This is a genomic window from Shewanella sp. Actino-trap-3 (genome assembly GCF_002836275.1).
Lineage (GTDB): Bacteria > Pseudomonadota > Gammaproteobacteria > Enterobacterales > Shewanellaceae > Shewanella > Shewanella psychromarinicola.
The window spans coordinates 4,303,838-4,321,485 of the sequence record NZ_PJCE01000001.1 but is presented as its reverse complement, the minus strand read 5'-3'; the positions used below and the strand labels follow the sequence as shown (position 1 = coordinate 4,321,485).

Below are 17,648 nucleotides of genomic sequence, written 5' to 3'. Positions count from 1 at the left end.
AACCTAATAGGCATAGCGAAGCTTTAGCGCTTCTGGGTGCGGATTTAAATACACTTGCTCTTCAATGTACGCTGTGGGAAATTCGCGTACGTAATGATTAATCAAGGTAATAGGCACTAACAAAGGCAATAGCCCTTGGCGATATTTTAAAATCGATTCGCTCAACTCTTCTTTTTGTCTCGCATTGAGCTGTTTCTTAAAATAGCCTTGAATATGCTGCAAAGTACTGGTGTGATTTTTGCGGGTAGCAATAATTTTGAGTGCCGTCATAAAGCCTTCAAAATATTGTTGTGCGGTTTGCTCAACATCTTGAATATCGGCCAATATAGGCCCTAAATCTCTGTACCACTGTGGACTGTGGGCCATTAATAAATACTTATAACGCGAATGAAACTGCATTAGCTTGTGTTTAGTGAGACCCGATTGAGTCATTTTCTTCCAATCGTTATAAGCAAATACACGGGTAAAAAAGTTTTCTCTTAATGGCAAGTCATGTAAACGCCCTTCTTCCTCTACCGGTAAAAGTGGATAGCGTTCCATTAATTTTTTGGCAAAAACACCCACGCCGGTTTTGCTACCATTATTGGTACCAATTTTGTACTCGGTAACCCTTTCCATGCCACAGGTTGGTGATTTGGCACATAAAATATAACCACCAAGGTAATCTAGTTCTTCCACTTTGGCTTGGGAATACTCATTAAGCTTGTCAGTCACATCGAGCGATCCATCAGCACTGCGAATATGCACCACATCGCCGTCTCGCACTTGGCGAATACTTTTACGCGGTGTGCCCATGCCAATGGCCATCTCAGGACAGACTGTGATGTATTCAAAAAACGGTTCAATTTCTTGTTTACAGTAATAAGAATTTTTGTGTCCACCATCAAAACGGACTTGATTACCCAGCAAGCAGCTGCTGATCCCAATTTGGATTTTTTGTGGCACAAATGAATCGGTATCTGGCATGTTATGCACTCCTGTGGCGGCCGTAATATCCCTAAGCGGGATGAAAAATGAGGTTATCTTTACCCATACAATATGCTAAAAAAATACGTGTAATACACCAATTAAGTTCATTATTGTATTATTCAAGCATATTGGCTGTATTTGCAATCATAGTCTGCATATTTGCCATAAAAATAAAGCAGAACGCGAGTTCTGCTTTATGGGGATCGATTGACATATCGTGCATATTAAGCCTGAGCTTTCGCCCCTAGACGCTCTACCCCCCATACCAGACCAATGCCCACAAACACGCACACAATCGCCACAAACAGTTGCGATGACTCACCGGTGATTTGCTCAAATTGAAATGGGGATAGATTTTGCTCTACCAATGGCACTAACTCGCCTTTAGAATTCTCGCGCCAGCTAATCACTTGTTTCCAAGGCCAAATCTTACCTAATGTCCCCAGCATTAATCCGGTTAAAAACAATAATGTTGCATCATGGAATTTACGTAACAATGCCGATAACACGTGACTAAAACTTAATAATCCAACCACAGCCCCAATAGCAAAACAGGCCAAATACACAATATCAAATCCTTTAGCCGCCGCTAACACCGCGGGGTACATCCCTAAAAGCAGTAAAATAAAACTGCCTGAAATACCGGGTAATATCATGGCGCAGATAGCAATCGCACCACAGAAAAAGAAGTTAAGGTAACTCACTTGCAATTCAATGGGGTGCAACACGGTAATGGCCCACGCAAAGGCGACGCCGACAATAAACATGGCAACCCGAATAGCACTGAATTTATTCACTTGTTTAAGCATGTGAACCACGGAAAACAGAATCAAGCCCAAAAAGAACGACCACACAGGTATAGGATGTGTCACCAACAACCAAGAAATTAGCTTAGCTAAGGTAAAAATACTGGTTAAAATCCCGCCGAACACGCACAGCAAAAAAGGACCATTAATATGTAAAAAAGCAGCTTTAATCCCTTTGTGTTTGATAATCCCTACTAAAGACAAGTTAATCTTGCGAATGCCATCCAATAATGGATCTAAAATACCGCTAATAAATGCGATAGTGCCACCCGATACGCCCGGCACAACATCTGCAGCGCCCATGGCCATGCCTTTGAAATAATTCAATAACAGTGAGTCAGTTTTCAAAATTCATCCTTCAATGTGTCTACACCTGTAAATTATACCTGTGCCCTGTGTAATGAGCGATGGAAAATATTGATCGGGGCTTTTCCACAGGTTACAACAATGTTAACCTCATCCGATAAAATAACGAGTAAAGTTTATTTATGACCCACACAAAACCCAATAAAGTCATGTCGCTATACCACAAAGTCACTGCTTATCCATTGGGTAAGCATATTTTCTCTAAAATGGTGTCTCGGATGGCGCCCTATTTTGGCACAGTACACCCTTACATAAGCGATTTACGCGTTAACCGCTGCGAATGTTTAATAAAAAAACGCAAAAAAGTCCAAAATCATATTGGTACAGTGCATGTAATAGCCATTTGTAATGGCTTAGAAATGGCCATGGGCACGATGGCAGAAGCATCGATCCCGGCTCATTTACGTTGGATCCCAAAGGGCATGAGCGTTGATTACACCGCAAAAGCGGGTAGCGACATTTTATGTGTTGCACAGGTAAAATCAGAACAATGGCAAGTGGGTGATATGTTAGTTGACGTAAAGGCCTATGACACTAATGGTGTTGTGGTAGTCCAAGGGCATATTAAGCTATGGATTTCAGAGAAACCTCAAAAAATAACGAAGTAAATTAATCACCTTATTCACTTTTGCTAGGGAAGCATAATGTTAAAGAATGATCTGGCGCAAGCCAACAAAAATCATCTAGGAAAAATTATTCCGATCGCTATTTTGCTAATAATGCTTATCAGTTTATATGGCAGCTGGTATACGATTGATCAGGGCGAACGTGGCGTAGTGCTACGTAACGGTAAAATTATCGATACTGCAGAACCAGGACTTGGGTTTAAAATTCCGCTTATGGATACCGTGGTTAAAATTTCAACTCAAACTCACACAGCAAATTACCAAGGTTTACAGGCTTATAGCCGCGATCAACAACCCGCAACTTTACGCGCCTCAGTGACATTCAGCATACCGCCAGATCGTGTTGAAGAAGTGTATGCAAAATTCAAAAGCATAGACTTAATGGTATCGCGCTTACTTGACCGCCAAGTGCCGACTCAAATTGAGAATATTTTTGGTAAATATACCGCTATTTCTGCGGTCCAAGAACGGATCAAGTTTGGTATTGATGTCACCGAAGCCATTACTCAATCGATTAAAGGCCCGGCGACCATTAACTCAGTGCAAATTGAAAATATCGACTTTAGCAATGCTTACGAAAAATCGGTAGAAGACAGAATGCGCGCAGAAGTAGAAGTGCAAACCCAATTACAAAATCTTAAAAAAGAGCGCGTGAGTGCCCAAATTGCCGTGACTCAAGCGCAAGCTGAAGCAGACTCGCAACTGGCCCGTGCCATTGCCGAAGCAGAAAGTATCCGAATTAAAGGTAACGCAGAAGCATCAGCCATTAAAATTCGTGCAGAAGCGCTAGCGCAAAATCAAAATTTAGTTGAATTGACCAAAGCTGAACGTTGGGATGGAAAATTGCCGACCACCATGTTGCCGACAGGTACAATCCCGTTCCTTGAAGTGCAAACCACCCAATAAATATCTCTATTGTAAAAAAACCAAGGGATCGGTATTAAAGCGGATCGTTTGGTTTTTTTATGATGCTTTGCCCTACTTAACAATATTTTCTAGCGGCATTACAAGGTTTGGCTGTTAATCTCTAGTCGCGCATCTTTATTTAATAAAGAGGGCTTATAAACAGCTAATAGTGAGAGGAATTCAGAGATTAAGTACAACTAACATGAATAAGCATGGTTCTCCCATTCAATCAATACGTTTAGCCAATCTTGATGCAATCAGAGGTGTTGGCGTATTAGGTATTTTCTTCCTTAATATCTATTTCATGGGCAATAGCTTTTTGGGCTATGCTCCTCATGAAATTCAACCTACAACAGATATAGTCATACTCATTTTCAGCAACTTTTTTTTAGAAGGACGCTTCTTTAGCCTATTCGCCATGCTTTTTGGGGTGGGATTATTAATCCAATATCAACGCCAGCAAGCGAGTCCGGTATCTGCCGTCGCGGCACCATCCCAAAATAATCAGATAAAATCCCGCTTATATTGGTTAATCGTCTTTGGGGTAATCCACGCTATTGTTATCTTCCCAGGAGATATATTATTGTCTTATGGCGTGAGTGGGTTATTGGCTTTTCGCTACATCAATCTCAATGCTGATGAGCTACTGCGCAAAGCCAGAGGGTTTATCTTGTTATCATTGATCCCCATTGCGCTCATTTCACTTATGCCTGACGAGCACGTTTATATACGCGACTCAGCATTTTTCATCGAGCAACTGTCAGCTTGGACAGGCAGCTACAAGCAACAACTCACTCTGCATTTAACCATGTTGGCTTACATGTTAGCGGTTATTCCGTTAACCCTAATGTGGTATATCGCAGGTCTAATGTTATTGGGGATGGCATTATATAAACGCAACATTTTTACCAATGGATTAGAGAAAAAAACCCTGTGGCAATGCGTATTTTGGGCCATCATATTGTCATCATTAGATTCGCTATTCAGTGTCAGCGGCAATCCGAGGTGGGAAGCGATGTCAGACCTATTATTATGGTTCAGCGCTATTGCGACGGCATTAATTTATATCCATATTATTGTTAAATTTTGTCAAAATGCCCCCCACAGACTAACACTTCTGCAAAACGCCGGCCGAATGGCATTTAGTTTGTACATTCTCCAGTCTATTGTTGGTATTTTATTATTACGTTATATTGCACCAGACTGGTTGTACTCACTAGACAGGATAGGTTATCTCTCCATTGCCATTATTTACAGTGTGTTACAGTTGCTATTAGCCGATGTCTATTTACGCAAATTTAATCAAGGTCCGTTAGAAAAACTTTGGCGCGTCTTAGTCTCCCGCACAAGTTAATCAATCTCAGCTTAGGATCATAACCACTCAAGGAAGAATGCATGCAACTAAAATACTGTGCCATATTGATTAATCTCATCAGTATGAGTGCCATTGCCGCAGAGACATTACCGCCTATTTTAGATTTTAAGCCTAATTGCAGCCCAACCATTATCAATCAGCTTGCAGTAAGAGACGTTTATCTGACTGAGGATTTTCAAAGCCAAACCGATCAACAAATAGAACTGAGTATGTTCGACACCAGTATGATCAAATTGCAGCGAGCAGCAAAACAACAACATGCTGACGCCATCATGTTGATGGCGTTGAATAAAACCACTATCACTAAAAGCAGTCACACCAGTGACTACAAAAGGGTAATTGAATACCAAGCCGACTTAGTCACGTTTTGTACTGATGATCGATCATTATCTGCCACACCAACGCCCTATAATCACTTAGGTAAAAAGCTGACGGTGACGACCTTCAACTGGCAAGTTAGCGAAACATCAGAAGAATCGTTAGCCTCTCTGGCAAAAACGGTTAAAAAGCCCCAAGCCGATGTGTCATTCACACATATTTACGGTATTCCCATGAGCGCATCAAGCCAAGTACTGTTTAGCACTCTTGGTCCGGCAAGTGTACAGCTGTCGCTTGAAAAAAATCAGTCAGCTTGGTTATATGGCCGTAATCTGTGGTTTATTTTGATTAATGATAAAGTGGAATTTGCCAGTTCAACGACCGCGCTACTGAGCGCATATGGTAAAAATTGGATCAGTTTCAATGATAATTTCGACGATAATCCTTGGACCTTGTTCGGCAAGATTAATATAAGAGATGAATTAGCCGATGTGTTAACCCAGAGCGATCACAAAGCGGTAAAAATCAGTTCGCATCAATACGCCATTAAGCATCAAAACAACACCTTAATAATGGATTTTGCTGACTACAAACCCAATGCAACAAAACCCGTTAACACTGAATTGACTCAATTTACTCTCCATAGTAATCATTTCACTCAACCGATTGCTCAACTTCAGTTCAGCCCTATCGATACTCAAGGTTTTTCCAATGTGGTAAACGGTAAAAATGCCACCTTAGCAGACCGCTCTGCAGCGCGTTATATCAATAACGATCAGCAAAACAGCTTTAACCTAACCCAAGATAAACAGTGGTTTATGTTATCGAGTTTTATCTTGGTCAAACAAGCCAATGAAGTGATCACTCGAGTCAAACTCACATCACCCCTAACGACAGAAAAATATACCCAAGGCACATTTGCCCAAGCAGCGGTAGCGCTAAATTTACCGCAAACTAAAAGTGAATTTATGGCGCATTATCCCGATGCAGAAGACAACTATGATTCGGTCAATATCGATGCGGATAATTTCACTATTGAAGCCATATTTGAATCGGAGCAAGATAATGCCCTTTTGGTTGAATTTGAAATAAGCTACCTAGACTGAATTAATCCCCCTGGACTGATATTAGAATGAATAAATTTGCTTGGTTGATGTTGCTGTTAATCGGCGCCATTTTTGGCGCCGTCCAACCCTGGTTGGCAGGTATTTATGGATTAATTAATGTGATCACATTTGGTTTGTATTACCGTGACAAATCGGCCGCTAAGCAGGGCCAGTGGCGCATAAAAGAAAGCACCTTACAATTTTTTGCTTTGATTGGAGGCTGGCCGGCAGCACTACTTGGCCAGTATCACTTACGCCATAAAACCCAAAAATCATCTTTTAAACGGCTATTGTGGTGTTGCATAGTACTCAACTCAGTCGGGGTTAGTTTATTGTGTTACCAGCAATGGCAGCCGCTATTTGATGGGTATCGTTAATTAACTTATTGGTTCAATTATCTCTTTAAACGAGGTGATAAGTATTAGCCCATCACTTTTTACGCTAAACTAGTCGCACAATTACTAACCATTCGAGAGCAACTATGCGTATGATTTTGGCCATTGTGGTCATTGCGGGCGTTATTTTTTATTTTTTCACTCAATCGAACAATCAAAAAGCCGCCAAAGAGAATATTGAGAAAGGTAAGATTTTTTTAGCTGAAAATGCCCAACGCGAAGGCGTCACGCAAACCTTATCTGGCTTACAATATGAAGTGCTCGTTAAAAGCGAAAACACTGACCATCCAAGCGCAAAAAGTAAAGTGACCGTGCATTATCACGGTACGCTAATCGATGGCACTGTATTTGACAGCTCTGTCGATCGCGGCGAAACCATCAGCTTTGGTTTAAATCAAGTGATTAAAGGTTGGACTGAAGGCGTACAATTAATGAGTATTGGCGACAAATTCCGTTTTTATATTCCAAGCCAATTGGCTTACGGTAATCGCTCCACTGGAAAAATTGAAGGTGGCGCAGTGCTCATTTTTGATGTCGAGTTATTTGAGATTAACTAATCAGCAATGAATATCAGTTTAGTCTGAAAATGAAAAAGCCTCCTTTTGGAGGCTTTTTGCTATTGGCTCTTGGTTATTGGCAAATGAGTCTTTACCCCATCACCATTTGACTATCATGCTAGGTAAAACGGATCGTCAATCGATTTTGCAGGCGCTGTAAACCATTTTGGCCCTTGGGCTGTCATGTAGAAATGATCTTCATGACGGATACCAAACTCGCCTGGCACACATAACATTGGCTCGTTGCTAAAACACATGCCAACGGCTAACGGCGTAATATCATTGCGAACCAAGTATGGCCATTCATGAATGTCTAAACCTATGCCATGGCCGGTACGATGAGGTAAACCCGGCAGCTTATAATCTGGACCAAAGCCAGCCGCTTCTAGCACTGCACGAGCGGCTGTGTCCACATCGCTACAAGATGTGCCAATTTGCGCCGCATCAAATGCCGCAATTTGCGCATCTTGCTCAAGTTGCCATAATTGACGTTGGCGATCATTGGCTTCACCAAACACATAAGTGCGAGTAATATCAGAGTTATAACCCTGTAACTGGCAACCCGTATCAATTAATACCGTGTCATTTAGTGCTAGCGCCTTAGGCGATTTAACCCCATGGGGATAAGCAGTATCTTCACCGAATAATACGATGCAAAAATACGAGCCTTTTGCGGCACCCACAGCATAATGAGCTTGATTAATAAAGTCTTCAACTTCAGCGGTGGTGATGCCCTCACGTAATATACTGGCCGTCGCTTTATGCACTTCAAGGGTCATGTCCTTAGCCCGCTGCATTAAGGCAATTTCAGCAACCGACTTAATCATCCGACAACCCGCCGTCACACTTGTTGCACTCACAAATTGTTGCTGAGGCGCAGCTTGAGCCATGCCATCGCTAATAAAAAAGGCGGTTGACTCATCAATACCTATTTTTGCTTGGTTAATGCCCATGTGAACTAACACATCGGCAAATAGCTGGAATGGGCTTTCATCTTCATGCCAAGTATTTACTCGACCTTTAATGACCATGTACCCCTGTAAGGTATCGAGTTCAAAAGCGGGGGCAATATACTGCACCTCACCAACAGCTGGAATAATCGCCCCCACCATACGCTCACTCGCAAACCAAGATGTACCGGTAAAATAGTACAAATTAGTACCCGCATTGAGGTAAATAGCATCTAAGCCATGCTGTGTCATTAATCGCTGTGCATGTTGAATACGTTGGGTAAACTCATCACCACTTATCGCCGCTACGCCATCGGTCATATTGGCTAATGTGGCTAATGCTTGTTGTGGGCTTGCGCCGCCGACACCCATTGTCATAGGATTTCCTTTGGTTATTGTTATCGTTTTAGTTATCGTTTTTGTTATCGGATTAACAGTAGATTGCTTATAACGTATCGTCTTACCTTATTTAAATATGCCAGATAATCAACATAGCCAACGATACCGTCTGCATCGTTTTGTTACCATCTTATACAATATAAGGTTACAATTTTAGTCTGCTAGCTAAACATAATGTCGGCGACTTCACTTGCCAGTTTACTGCCACACTTGCGATAATCGTTATTCATTCTACAGAGCTGAGTTCATCAGCCGCCTCCAACGGAGAAACCATGACCAATATCATTGCTAAGCGCCTTAGCGCCATTCGTCAGCAGCTTGAAGTTAATCAAATCGATGCCTTTATTATTCCCCGCGCCGACGAGTATTTAGGAGAATACGTGCCTGCACGTAATGAGCGCTTACAGTGGGCCACTGGCTTTACCGGTTCAGCAGGCATGGCCATAGTGCTAAAAGACCGCGCGGCAATATTTACCGACGGACGTTACACTGTGCAAGTACGCCAACAAGTGGATGGCAACCTATTTGAGTATTTAAGCCTGCATGACGATCCCCAAATTGACTGGTTAATCGACACCTTACCTGCTGGCGCTAGCGTCGGCATCGACAGTCGCTTACATACGCTGGCTTGGTATCAACAAACCAAAGCGCAATTTGATAAAGCCCACATTAATTTAGTTGAAGTTGATGACAATCCGATTGATGTGAGTTGGTTAGATCGCCCGGCGTTATCAGCATCCATCATGACTTTATTTAGTCATCAAGGCGCTGGACGCAATAGCATCGAGAAGCGCCAACAAATTGGCCAGCTGGTGAAAAAACAAGGCGCAGATGTCGCCCTTATCGCGGCATTAGATTCATGTTGTTGGTTACTCAATATCCGTGGTAACGACGTGCCCCGCTTCCCAGTGATCCTTGGCTGCGGGTTATTATCAGCCAATGGCGACATGACCTTTTTTACCGATTTAGCCAAAGTACCGCAAAACATTGAAGATCACGTAGGTGCAGGTGTTAGTTTTAAAGATGAAGCGGAACTGGCAAGGGTATTAGCCCAAATGAATGGGGTGAAGCTATTAGCCGACCCACATTCTGCCAACGCATACTCGCAGTTACTGGCACAAAAAGGCGGTGCTAAGCTGATTGCAGGACTTGATCCTGTTGCATTACCTAAAGCACAAAAAAATGCTGCCGAATTAGCCGGTATGCGGGCGAGTCATATTCGTGATGGCGCAGCCGTAAGCTGCTTTTTAGCTTGGTTAGACAATCAAGTTGCACAACACATTATGCATGATGAAGCACAACTGGCTGACAAGTTAGAAAGCTTTAGATTGCAAGACCCGCTGTACCGTGAGCCAAGCTTTGACACTATTTCAGCCACTGGCGCCAATGCCGCCATGTGCCATTACAACCACAATAATGGCACCCCAAGCACCATGACCATGGACAGCATTTACTTGGTCGATTCTGGCGCCCAGTACCTTGACGGTACTACCGATGTCACCCGCACCATCGCCATTGGCAAGGTGACAGATGAGCAGAGAAAAATGGTCACATTAGTATTAAAAGGCCATATTGCCTTAGATACGGCCCGCTTCCCTAAAGGCACGTCGGGTCAGCAGCTTGATGCCTTTGCACGCCAGCATTTATGGCAACACGGTTTTGATTATGACCATGGTACAGGCCATGGTGTCGGTCACTTTTTAAGTGTTCATGAAGGCCCACAGCGCATTGGTAAAAACGTCAACGCCGTGGCTTTACTGCCGGGAATGGTATTGTCGAATGAACCAGGTTATTACCGCGCCGATGGTTTTGGTATTCGCATCGAAAACCTCGTCACCGTGCAGCATTGCCAAGCCCTAGCCGGTGCAGAGCGTGAAATGTACGAGTTTGACGTATTAACCCATATTCCAATGGATGCACGTTTAGTCGATAAGTCGTTATTAACTGAATTTGAAGTAAATTGGTTTAATCAATATCAGCAAAAAGTACGTAATACCTTAGCACCACTGATGCAAGGCGACGCGCTAGCGTGGCTCAATAAAGTCACCATCGCCATGTAAGCTTTTATCGCTACCGCCAACATCAATAACCGATAACCAAAGGCTTAGGACAAGTAATTTGACCTAAGCCTTTTTTATACATGTGATATGACTTTAGATATTAATACCTTACGGATATCACTCTTGATATTTACAATCTATTAACGTTTAATGGCTGTCTTATGTTGTTCAAAAGCTTAGTTGGACGTACACAAAAAATGTATGTCTAAACGACTACGACATCAAGGTGAACTGATTGCTGGTAATTGAAGCTAAGATAGGATGATATAAATCAATAACTTACATGTCGGATATTATCAGGCAAGCCGTGCAATAAGCCTTAGATGCTATAAGTAATTGAAATCGTTAACAACACAAAAACGGTTATTATTGAAGTGTTTGAATTGCCTTACGCAGTTTTATTGGTATCGGAAGCTGAAAATAATATTGTCGACATTTTTGATTACATGGTGTTCCCGAACAATATGCCAGCTCAACAGTTAATATGCATTAATCGTCATGGACAAGTGTTGTGGGTTGCTAAAAATCCTTCAGTACCAAACACCAGTGCATATACAAATTTTACCCGTTCTACCAATAATGTGCTGAGTAATAGTAGTCAATAATGTCGCAGGTTGCTCTTGTTCAACCTTCTTATCTACAGGGAAATGACTGGGTACGGAATTCACAAAATAATCACCTAACCAAAAGCAGCAACTGACGCTATCATTTGTCGCGGTGCTAAACGTTAGGGTTTTTAGCTCTCTTATCGTTTACTGATAATATCTATCTTGGGAAAATTTATGAAACATGAAGAGTTACCACAAGATCATTCTGATCAATTATTAAAAGTACTGCATCGCACGATCCGATTTGCGATAAGAATACTTGCCGTGTTGATGGTATTAGTCATTTTTTGGAGCGTTGCAGACGTTGTCTATGTTATCTATAGCAAAGTGATAGTACCCCCGTATTTTCTCCTCGATGCTGAGGATATTCTTGAGACTTTTGGCGCTTTTATGCTTGTGCTCATAGCCGTTGAAATCTTTATTAATATTCGTTTATACCTTGGGTCAAATATTATCCCAGTAGAATTAGTCATTGCCACCGCTCTTATGGCTGTAGCGCGGAAAGTTATCGTGTTAGATCTTAAACTTGTTTCTTCAGAACACATCATAGGTCTTGCTTTGGTAACAATTGCATTGGGCATATCATACTGGTTAGTAAAACAAAGAAACGCATCCCAAACCTGACAAGTGCTTGCTACAGATTGGATACAGATCTCACCCTTTTTGCGCTAGGCATTAACGGGCCAACAACGGCACCTAATTGAAGAACCCGATGTTAGCTTTATTTATCAGGTATAAGGAAATATGATGATCATCTCAAACACCCCCGAAATTTCTGGCTATAAAATTGTTGAATCAATCGACCTTGTCACCGGAAGCATGGTTCAGTCAAAACATATCGGTAGAGATATTATGGCGAGACTCAAAACCATCATTGGTGGTGAAGTGGCGGGTTATACTGAAATGCTGATCGAGGCCAGAGAGGAAGCATTGAGACGAATGATGACACAAGCAAAAAGCAAAGGTGCTAATGCTGTTGTCAACGTAAGATTTACGACAAGCGCTATTGCAGTTGGCATGTCAGAACTTTTAGTTTATGGAACTGCCGTTGTTGTAGAGAAAAGCTAATCGGGTTGCTGGGGTCTCTAAGCTCCAGCCCTAACCACTCTAGATGCTGCTTCGCACGACAATCACGTTTCTCCGATACCAACACGACCTGAAATTCCTTGTGGTCACCTTGAGCCTAAGACGCTGTGGCGATATAAGTCTTCCTGAACTCTTTCGGATGACATAAATCAGACTTTTGGAAGCGTTTTTTACATGATGTATATGACAATAACTTAATCCAGATTAAAGATTTTCATATACATTATCGGTAGTATTTACCATCGCTCATCGCACATACCAAACACACACAAGATAAGAACAGCCATGTAATAAGCATGGCTGTTCTTATCTTGTTCTTTATAAAGCTGATGAATAATACTAAAAACGATTTTTAAGAGGATTGGACTTGAGTACTTTGTTTACAGAAACTCGTATTGGCAAAATGAGATTGAAAAACCGCTTTATTAGAAGCGCGACGTGGGAAAATCTGGCAACAGAAGATGGCCATATGACGGATAAGCTATACGCTATCTACGAAGAACTTGCTAAAGGCGAAGTCGGCCTAATTGTAACGGGTTATGCCAATATTGTAGAAGAAGAGAAGCCAAATGCCGGCATGATGGGAATGTACAATGATTCCTTTATCGATGAATACAAAAAGCTCACCGAGTTAGTCCACCGCAATGATGCTAAAATAGTGATGCAGCTTGCTTACGGTGGCACAAAAACAACTCACAATGTAGGTGAAAGGGTGATCTATGCGCCGAGTGAAGTGTGTGAAAAAAGCACACAAACATTAGGCAAAGCGATGACTAAGGATGAAATAGATTACATCATTAAGGCATTTGCTCAAGCAAGCAGAAGAGCCCAACAATCAGGGTTTGATGGTGTAGAAATACACGCTGCACATAGCTATTTAATCAATCAGTTCTTGAGCCCATATTACAATCAAAGACAAGATGAATATGGTGGCAGCCTAGACAATCGGATCAGATTCTTAGTAGAGATCTATGCTGAGATTAGAAAGCTTGTGGGTAATGAGTATCCAATATTAGTTAAATTGACCGCATCGGAGTTTTTTGATGGTGGGTTAACCTTTGATGAAACACGCATTATTTGTAAAAAATTAGCCGCCATAGGGGTTGATGCCATTATCATCTCAGGGAATATACATGGCAAAGCAAGCACCATGATTGGCGAATCTTTTGATGGATATAACATTCAACAACAAGGCTATTTTCATCAATATGGGCAAGTTATTAGCGCAGAAGTTAATGTACCCATTATTACCGTTGGTGGATTAAGTGATATTAGTGCGATAGAAGAGATTGCCAATACAACCAATATTCAATGTTTTGCGATCTCAAGACCTTTGCTTGCTGAACCTCATTTAATTAAGCGCTGGAAAGAAGGCAACAGAGCACCTGTTGATTGTGAAAGATGCTCAAAATGTCGCACAAGACGTGGCAATTTTTGTGTTGTCCACAAGAAGAGATAATAAAGACTCGATCGCTTTTAAACTAAGCATTAACACCTGATGTCCAAAAATGAGCTGAAAGGCTCATCTGGCTAGGTATTATAAAATGATATCACCCCATTAATGTCTATCAGAGCCCATTCCTATTTGATAGATATTAATCTATTTCATGCTAAGGCATAGGCCCCTTCATGTTAAGGCATAAGGCCCCTATACCCTTGTTTATTAATAAATAGTTATTCCGCAGCATGAGTTCAGCGACAACCACATGCTGACCCCCATTACTCTGATCTTAAGATAATATATTCTATATCCTATGTTGTTGTGATCTATTTTCGTACAACTTAAGTATTAGTATCGGTATCATTTTTCAGTAGCGTTTTTCAGTAGAGAGCGATTATGTGGTTTAGTTCAAAAGTTTATAGAAAAGCACTGGCAGCACAGCTAGTTATCACCCATCAATCAGCGGCTATTGTGGTCGATGGTCAACAACAGCTTATTGCTGTTAATGAAGCGTTTAACCAATTAAGTCGACGCTTAACACTATCTGATCACAATCAAACCTTTACTACATTGCTTAAACGTTATGACCGTGACAGTAAAACCATTCGCTGTGACGAAGACTTACACCTAAGCCAACAAGTTGTCTCACTAACGTATAAAGGCCTTGAATCTTGTTCCCTTTATACGTTTAAGGCGGTAACAGTGCCGTTATTAAGCGAGAAAGCATGGCAAGAATTATTAGCCTTTGGCGAGAAGGCCTATGTGGTTTTTGACCTCCACGGAAAATTAGTAACGGCCAATTTGGATCCGGTTAATACTAACGATCTGTATTTAGATAAAGCGGATTTGAATTTACAGAAAATTTTGCAAAGCGGGGTTAACAGTAAAGAGCAAATACTTTGCTTATCAGAGCAAGATAATCTTTATTTCCGGGTAGTTCGCAATACGATTAATTCAGGTAATCAACAGCTCATCACTTATGTGTTATCCCATCAAGCGCAAAATGCTGATTTAAAACAGTTTGAAATGCTATCAAAGGTGGTCAGCAATACCAGCTCTAGCGTGTTGATCACTGATAAAAATGGTTTGGTTGAATATGTTAACCCTGGTTTTGAAAAGCTCTCAGGTTTGACCCTTGCAGAAGTAAAGGGCAAAAAACCCGGGGTATTATTGCAGCGTGAACAAACCGATAAAGAAACGATTAAGCGGATATCGCAAAAGCTCAAAGCAAAACAAGCTTTTTATGAAGAGATATTAAATTTTGATAAAAATGGAGTGCCCTATTGGATTGTGTTGTCGGTCAATCCGATTTTCAATGAAAATGGTGCACATACAGGCTTTGTTGGTGTGAGTTCTGATGTGAGAGAAATAAAACGCCTAGTGTTAGAACAAATCAATCAAAGAGATGCAATCAGCAGTCATTCAGCCGTGTTGGAATTTAATCAAAGTGGCCAGTTTATTTCAGCTAATGAGTACACCCAAACACAGCTAAAAATATACGATGCCGCACAAATGCTAGCTGTAGTAGGCAATTTAAACGATCATCTAGACCAGTCTCGGACGCAAATGATACAACGAGGCGAACCGACTGCGGTGATGATGAAACTAACTCATCAAGGTGTGGAAGTAATTTTAGATTGTATTATCTCTTCAATCACAGATTTAAATGGCAGTATTGCTAAGTATATTGTTTTTGGTAGTAATGTCTCTTCTCGTAATAAGTTAGTCACCGAAACCCATAACGCTATGTCGACCGTGTTAAGTAAAATTCAAAGCACGGTAACAACCATCAATGCAGTCGCCGATCAAACTAACCTTTTAGCCCTTAATGCCGCGATTGAAGCCGCTAGAGCGGGTGAAGCCGGACGAGGTTTTGCCGTGGTAGCGGACGAAGTACGTAACCTTGCAAAAACATCCAATGACGCCGCGGTTCAAATTGGCCGTCTAATTAATGAAACTCAATCTCATGTTGATGAGCTAGCTTCATTTTTAAGCGAGTAAGCAGGTTTCAATTAGCCGTAAATAAGTCATCTTAACCCACCCCAATAAAACCCACTTTACTCAGTGGGCTTTGCAAATAATGTGATTAACACTCATTAAATAGACGGTCTTTATTAAGCCAGCGGGAACTGCCGACAGGCTTTTTGAAGTACTTCTTTTTAGATTTTAATTCAACATGATAGCCGTGGGGCAAATAAAAAAGCCCCAAGTTGTTTAGCTTATCTTGGGGTTTCTAAAATGGTGCCCCAAAAGGTCAGCACTATCTGAATACCTTAGGTTGGAGCAAATGATCTAAATCGTTTATATCCATATATGGGATAGGTGAATTAACGCGTTAATTGCCGAAAATTAGTTAGCATAATGACTCCTTCACATTTTCTTATTTGGATGATCTTTATTAAAATCGAGGTTAACAACAGCGCTAATCATAAGTGAGTATGATTTGTTGGCATTGCAATTAAGATCGGTAATCACATTAATTGTCGTACAGAGCTTAACGTCTTTCTGGCATTATTTAATATGGCAGTCACAGTAACGCTGTGGCCCATAGTTAGGCCGATAGTTAGGCCGATTAAAAGAGGATGGGGCATTTCATTATCCATGTTGTTCGAAACGAGTGAAAACAGCGTTACTCCTCGCTTAAGCGGGTTAACATTGCTAACACTCATCTTTGAGGAGTATGTTTGGCTGCCTACTTCTGCGTTGAATGACTTCAGAAGGGAGCGCCATTCTTTTATTCATTCGTGTTGAATTAGTTTGTCAAAATGCTCTAAGTAGATGTTTTTTATACCTCTTGGTATAACATCAAAAATGTTCTGCCATAAATGCTTTGATGAGATTGATAAAGTCATTCTGCGCTAACTTTGCACACTTCAGTGTTTGTTCATGGGATAGGGCTACATCTCCTAGGCCTTCTGCCATATTAGTGATAGCACAGATAGCCAGTACCGGGAGATTACAGTGAGCAGCTGATATGACCTCAGGTACCACAGACATTCCGACTACGTCTCCGCCGATTATCTGCATCATGCGGATTTCGGCAGCCGTTTCGAAATTCGGTCCACTGTAAGAGACAAAAACTCCTTCGGTGGCATTAATACCCTCTTTTTTTGCCACCGCCAATGCTTGCATACGTAAGGATTTATCATAAGCATTCGCTAAGCTAAAAAAGCGTGGGCCATAGGTGTCATCATTACGACCTGTCATGGGTGTGCCTGGCATGGTATTGATGTGATCGTTGAAGATAACCAGGGATCCGACGTCAATAGTTTCGGGCCGTAAAGACCCTGCAGCATTGGTCACAATGAGCAGTTCGCAGCCTAAACGTTTAAAAGTACGCACCGGATTGGTCATGACTTTCATGCTTTGGTGTTCGTAGTAATGGCCGCGGCCTTTCATGCAAACAACGTCAATACCATTCATTCGCCCCAGCACTAACTCGCCAGAGTGACCTTCGACAGTGCTGACAGGGAAGCCATCAAGATCTTCATAGGCAATACAAACTTTGTCTTCCAGTTCGTCGGCAAGGCTTCCCAAGCCGGAACCTAAGATGAATGCAGCCTTGGGACTAAAATGTGGTTTACGATCTGAAATGGTGGCTAGCGCATTGTCTACAGGATCGATCTTCATGGTTTATTCCTTACTGATTAATTATCTTAAGGTTAATTTACCCCAAGCTT

The 17,648-nt window shown here is 41.6% G+C and carries 16 protein-coding genes; 12 read left to right on the top strand and 4 right to left on the bottom strand.

Annotated features, from left to right (window positions below):
- Positions 1–3: 3 nt before the first annotated feature.
- Both CXF80_RS18925 and CXF80_RS18920 read right to left on the bottom strand, forming a co-directional pair.
- Positions 4–966: a YbgA family protein gene (locus tag CXF80_RS18925; RefSeq protein ID WP_101034439.1), complete on the bottom strand. Its 963-nt coding sequence runs from the start codon at positions 964–966 to the stop codon at positions 4–6.
- 227 nt (positions 967–1,193) lie between these two features.
- Positions 1,194–2,084, bottom strand: a complete 891-nt coding sequence (locus tag CXF80_RS18920) for a DUF368 domain-containing protein (RefSeq protein WP_101034824.1) — start codon at positions 2,082–2,084, stop codon at positions 1,194–1,196.
- A 179-nt stretch (positions 2,085–2,263) separates the two neighbouring features.
- On the opposite strand from CXF80_RS18920, the gene CXF80_RS18915 reads away from it, so the two are divergent.
- From CXF80_RS18915 to CXF80_RS18890, 6 genes are all read left to right on the top strand, one after another.
- Complete coding sequence (locus CXF80_RS18915) at positions 2,264–2,749, top strand: hotdog fold domain-containing protein (protein ID WP_101034438.1); 486 nt, start codon at positions 2,264–2,266, stop codon at positions 2,747–2,749.
- Between the two features lie 36 nt (positions 2,750–2,785).
- Positions 2,786–3,673, top strand: a complete 888-nt coding sequence (locus CXF80_RS18910) for a prohibitin family protein (RefSeq protein WP_101034437.1) — start codon at positions 2,786–2,788, stop codon at positions 3,671–3,673.
- A 202-nt stretch (positions 3,674–3,875) separates the two neighbouring features.
- On the top strand, positions 3,876–5,027 hold the full coding sequence (locus CXF80_RS18905) for a DUF418 domain-containing protein (protein WP_101034436.1): 1,152 nt from the start codon (positions 3,876–3,878) through the stop codon (positions 5,025–5,027).
- A 41-nt stretch (positions 5,028–5,068) separates the two neighbouring features.
- On the top strand, positions 5,069–6,472 hold the full coding sequence (locus CXF80_RS18900) for a hypothetical protein (protein WP_101034435.1): 1,404 nt from the start codon (positions 5,069–5,071) through the stop codon (positions 6,470–6,472).
- A 26-nt stretch (positions 6,473–6,498) separates the two neighbouring features.
- Positions 6,499–6,849 (top strand): DUF1294 domain-containing protein, encoded by a 351-nt coding sequence (locus CXF80_RS18895; RefSeq protein WP_101034434.1) that lies wholly within the window; start codon positions 6,499–6,501, stop codon positions 6,847–6,849.
- Positions 6,850–6,953: 104 nt separating this feature from the next.
- Entirely contained in the window at positions 6,954–7,424 is a 471-nt protein-coding gene (locus tag CXF80_RS18890) for an FKBP-type peptidyl-prolyl cis-trans isomerase (protein WP_101034433.1), read from the top strand.
- A 113-nt stretch (positions 7,425–7,537) separates the two neighbouring features.
- Here CXF80_RS18890 and CXF80_RS18885 read toward each other — a convergent pair whose 3' ends face one another.
- Complete coding sequence (locus CXF80_RS18885; RefSeq protein ID WP_101034432.1) at positions 7,538–8,752, bottom strand: M24 family metallopeptidase; 1,215 nt, start codon at positions 8,750–8,752, stop codon at positions 7,538–7,540.
- A gap of 293 nt (positions 8,753–9,045) precedes the next feature.
- Here CXF80_RS18885 and CXF80_RS18880 point away from each other — a divergent pair, with 293 nt between their 5' ends.
- From CXF80_RS18880 to CXF80_RS18855, 6 genes are all read left to right on the top strand, one after another.
- A complete protein-coding gene (locus CXF80_RS18880; protein WP_101034431.1) occupies positions 9,046–10,833 on the top strand; it encodes an aminopeptidase P family protein in 1,788 nt (595 codons plus the stop codon).
- A 383-nt stretch (positions 10,834–11,216) separates the two neighbouring features.
- Positions 11,217–11,438, top strand: a complete 222-nt coding sequence (locus CXF80_RS18875) for a hypothetical protein (protein WP_157822265.1) — start codon at positions 11,217–11,219, stop codon at positions 11,436–11,438.
- Positions 11,439–11,615: 177 nt separating this feature from the next.
- A complete protein-coding gene (locus tag CXF80_RS18870; RefSeq protein ID WP_101034429.1) occupies positions 11,616–12,065 on the top strand; it encodes a phosphate-starvation-inducible PsiE family protein in 450 nt (149 codons plus the stop codon).
- A gap of 123 nt (positions 12,066–12,188) precedes the next feature.
- Positions 12,189–12,509: a YbjQ family protein gene (locus CXF80_RS18865; RefSeq protein ID WP_101034428.1), complete on the top strand. Its 321-nt coding sequence runs from the start codon at positions 12,189–12,191 to the stop codon at positions 12,507–12,509.
- Between the two features lie 385 nt (positions 12,510–12,894).
- The gene (locus CXF80_RS18860; RefSeq protein WP_101034427.1) at positions 12,895–13,986 is read left to right on the top strand and encodes an NADH:flavin oxidoreductase; all 1,092 of its coding nucleotides are present in this window, start codon (positions 12,895–12,897) and stop codon (positions 13,984–13,986) included.
- A gap of 378 nt (positions 13,987–14,364) precedes the next feature.
- Positions 14,365–15,969: a methyl-accepting chemotaxis protein gene (locus CXF80_RS18855; protein ID WP_101034426.1), complete on the top strand. Its 1,605-nt coding sequence runs from the start codon at positions 14,365–14,367 to the stop codon at positions 15,967–15,969.
- Positions 15,970–16,773: 804 nt separating this feature from the next.
- Here CXF80_RS18855 and xapA read toward each other — a convergent pair.
- The gene (gene xapA, locus CXF80_RS18850) at positions 16,774–17,598 is read right to left on the bottom strand and encodes a xanthosine phosphorylase (RefSeq protein ID WP_101034425.1); all 825 of its coding nucleotides are present in this window, start codon (positions 17,596–17,598) and stop codon (positions 16,774–16,776) included.
- Between the last annotated feature and the right edge of the window lie 50 nt (positions 17,599–17,648).

Bases quoted from the DNA above. Each gene is read 5' to 3' on its own strand.
- CXF80_RS18925 (WP_101034439.1), bottom strand. From the start codon at position 966: ATGCCAGATACCGATTCATTTGTGCCACAAAAAATCCAAATTGGGATC.
- CXF80_RS18920 (WP_101034824.1), bottom strand. From the start codon at position 2,084: ATGGCCATGGGCGCTGCAGATGTTGTGCCGGGCGTATCGGGTGGCACT.
- CXF80_RS18915 (WP_101034438.1), top strand. From the start codon at position 2,264: ATGACCCACACAAAACCCAATAAAGTCATGTCGCTATACCACAAAGTC.
- CXF80_RS18910 (WP_101034437.1), top strand. From the start codon at position 2,786: ATGTTAAAGAATGATCTGGCGCAAGCCAACAAAAATCATCTAGGAAAA.
- CXF80_RS18905 (WP_101034436.1), top strand. From the start codon at position 3,876: ATGAATAAGCATGGTTCTCCCATTCAATCAATACGTTTAGCCAATCTT.
- CXF80_RS18900 (WP_101034435.1), top strand. From the start codon at position 5,069: ATGCAACTAAAATACTGTGCCATATTGATTAATCTCATCAGTATGAGT.
- CXF80_RS18895 (WP_101034434.1), top strand. From the start codon at position 6,499: ATGAATAAATTTGCTTGGTTGATGTTGCTGTTAATCGGCGCCATTTTT.
- CXF80_RS18890 (WP_101034433.1), top strand. From the start codon at position 6,954: ATGCGTATGATTTTGGCCATTGTGGTCATTGCGGGCGTTATTTTTTAT.
- CXF80_RS18885 (WP_101034432.1), bottom strand. From the start codon at position 8,752: ATGACAATGGGTGTCGGCGGCGCAAGCCCACAACAAGCATTAGCCACA.
- CXF80_RS18880 (WP_101034431.1), top strand. From the start codon at position 9,046: ATGACCAATATCATTGCTAAGCGCCTTAGCGCCATTCGTCAGCAGCTT.
- CXF80_RS18870 (WP_101034429.1), top strand. From the start codon at position 11,616: ATGAAACATGAAGAGTTACCACAAGATCATTCTGATCAATTATTAAAA.
- CXF80_RS18865 (WP_101034428.1), top strand. From the start codon at position 12,189: ATGATCATCTCAAACACCCCCGAAATTTCTGGCTATAAAATTGTTGAA.
- CXF80_RS18855 (WP_101034426.1), top strand. From the start codon at position 14,365: ATGTGGTTTAGTTCAAAAGTTTATAGAAAAGCACTGGCAGCACAGCTA.
- xapA (WP_101034425.1), bottom strand. From the start codon at position 17,598: ATGAAGATCGATCCTGTAGACAATGCGCTAGCCACCATTTCAGATCGT.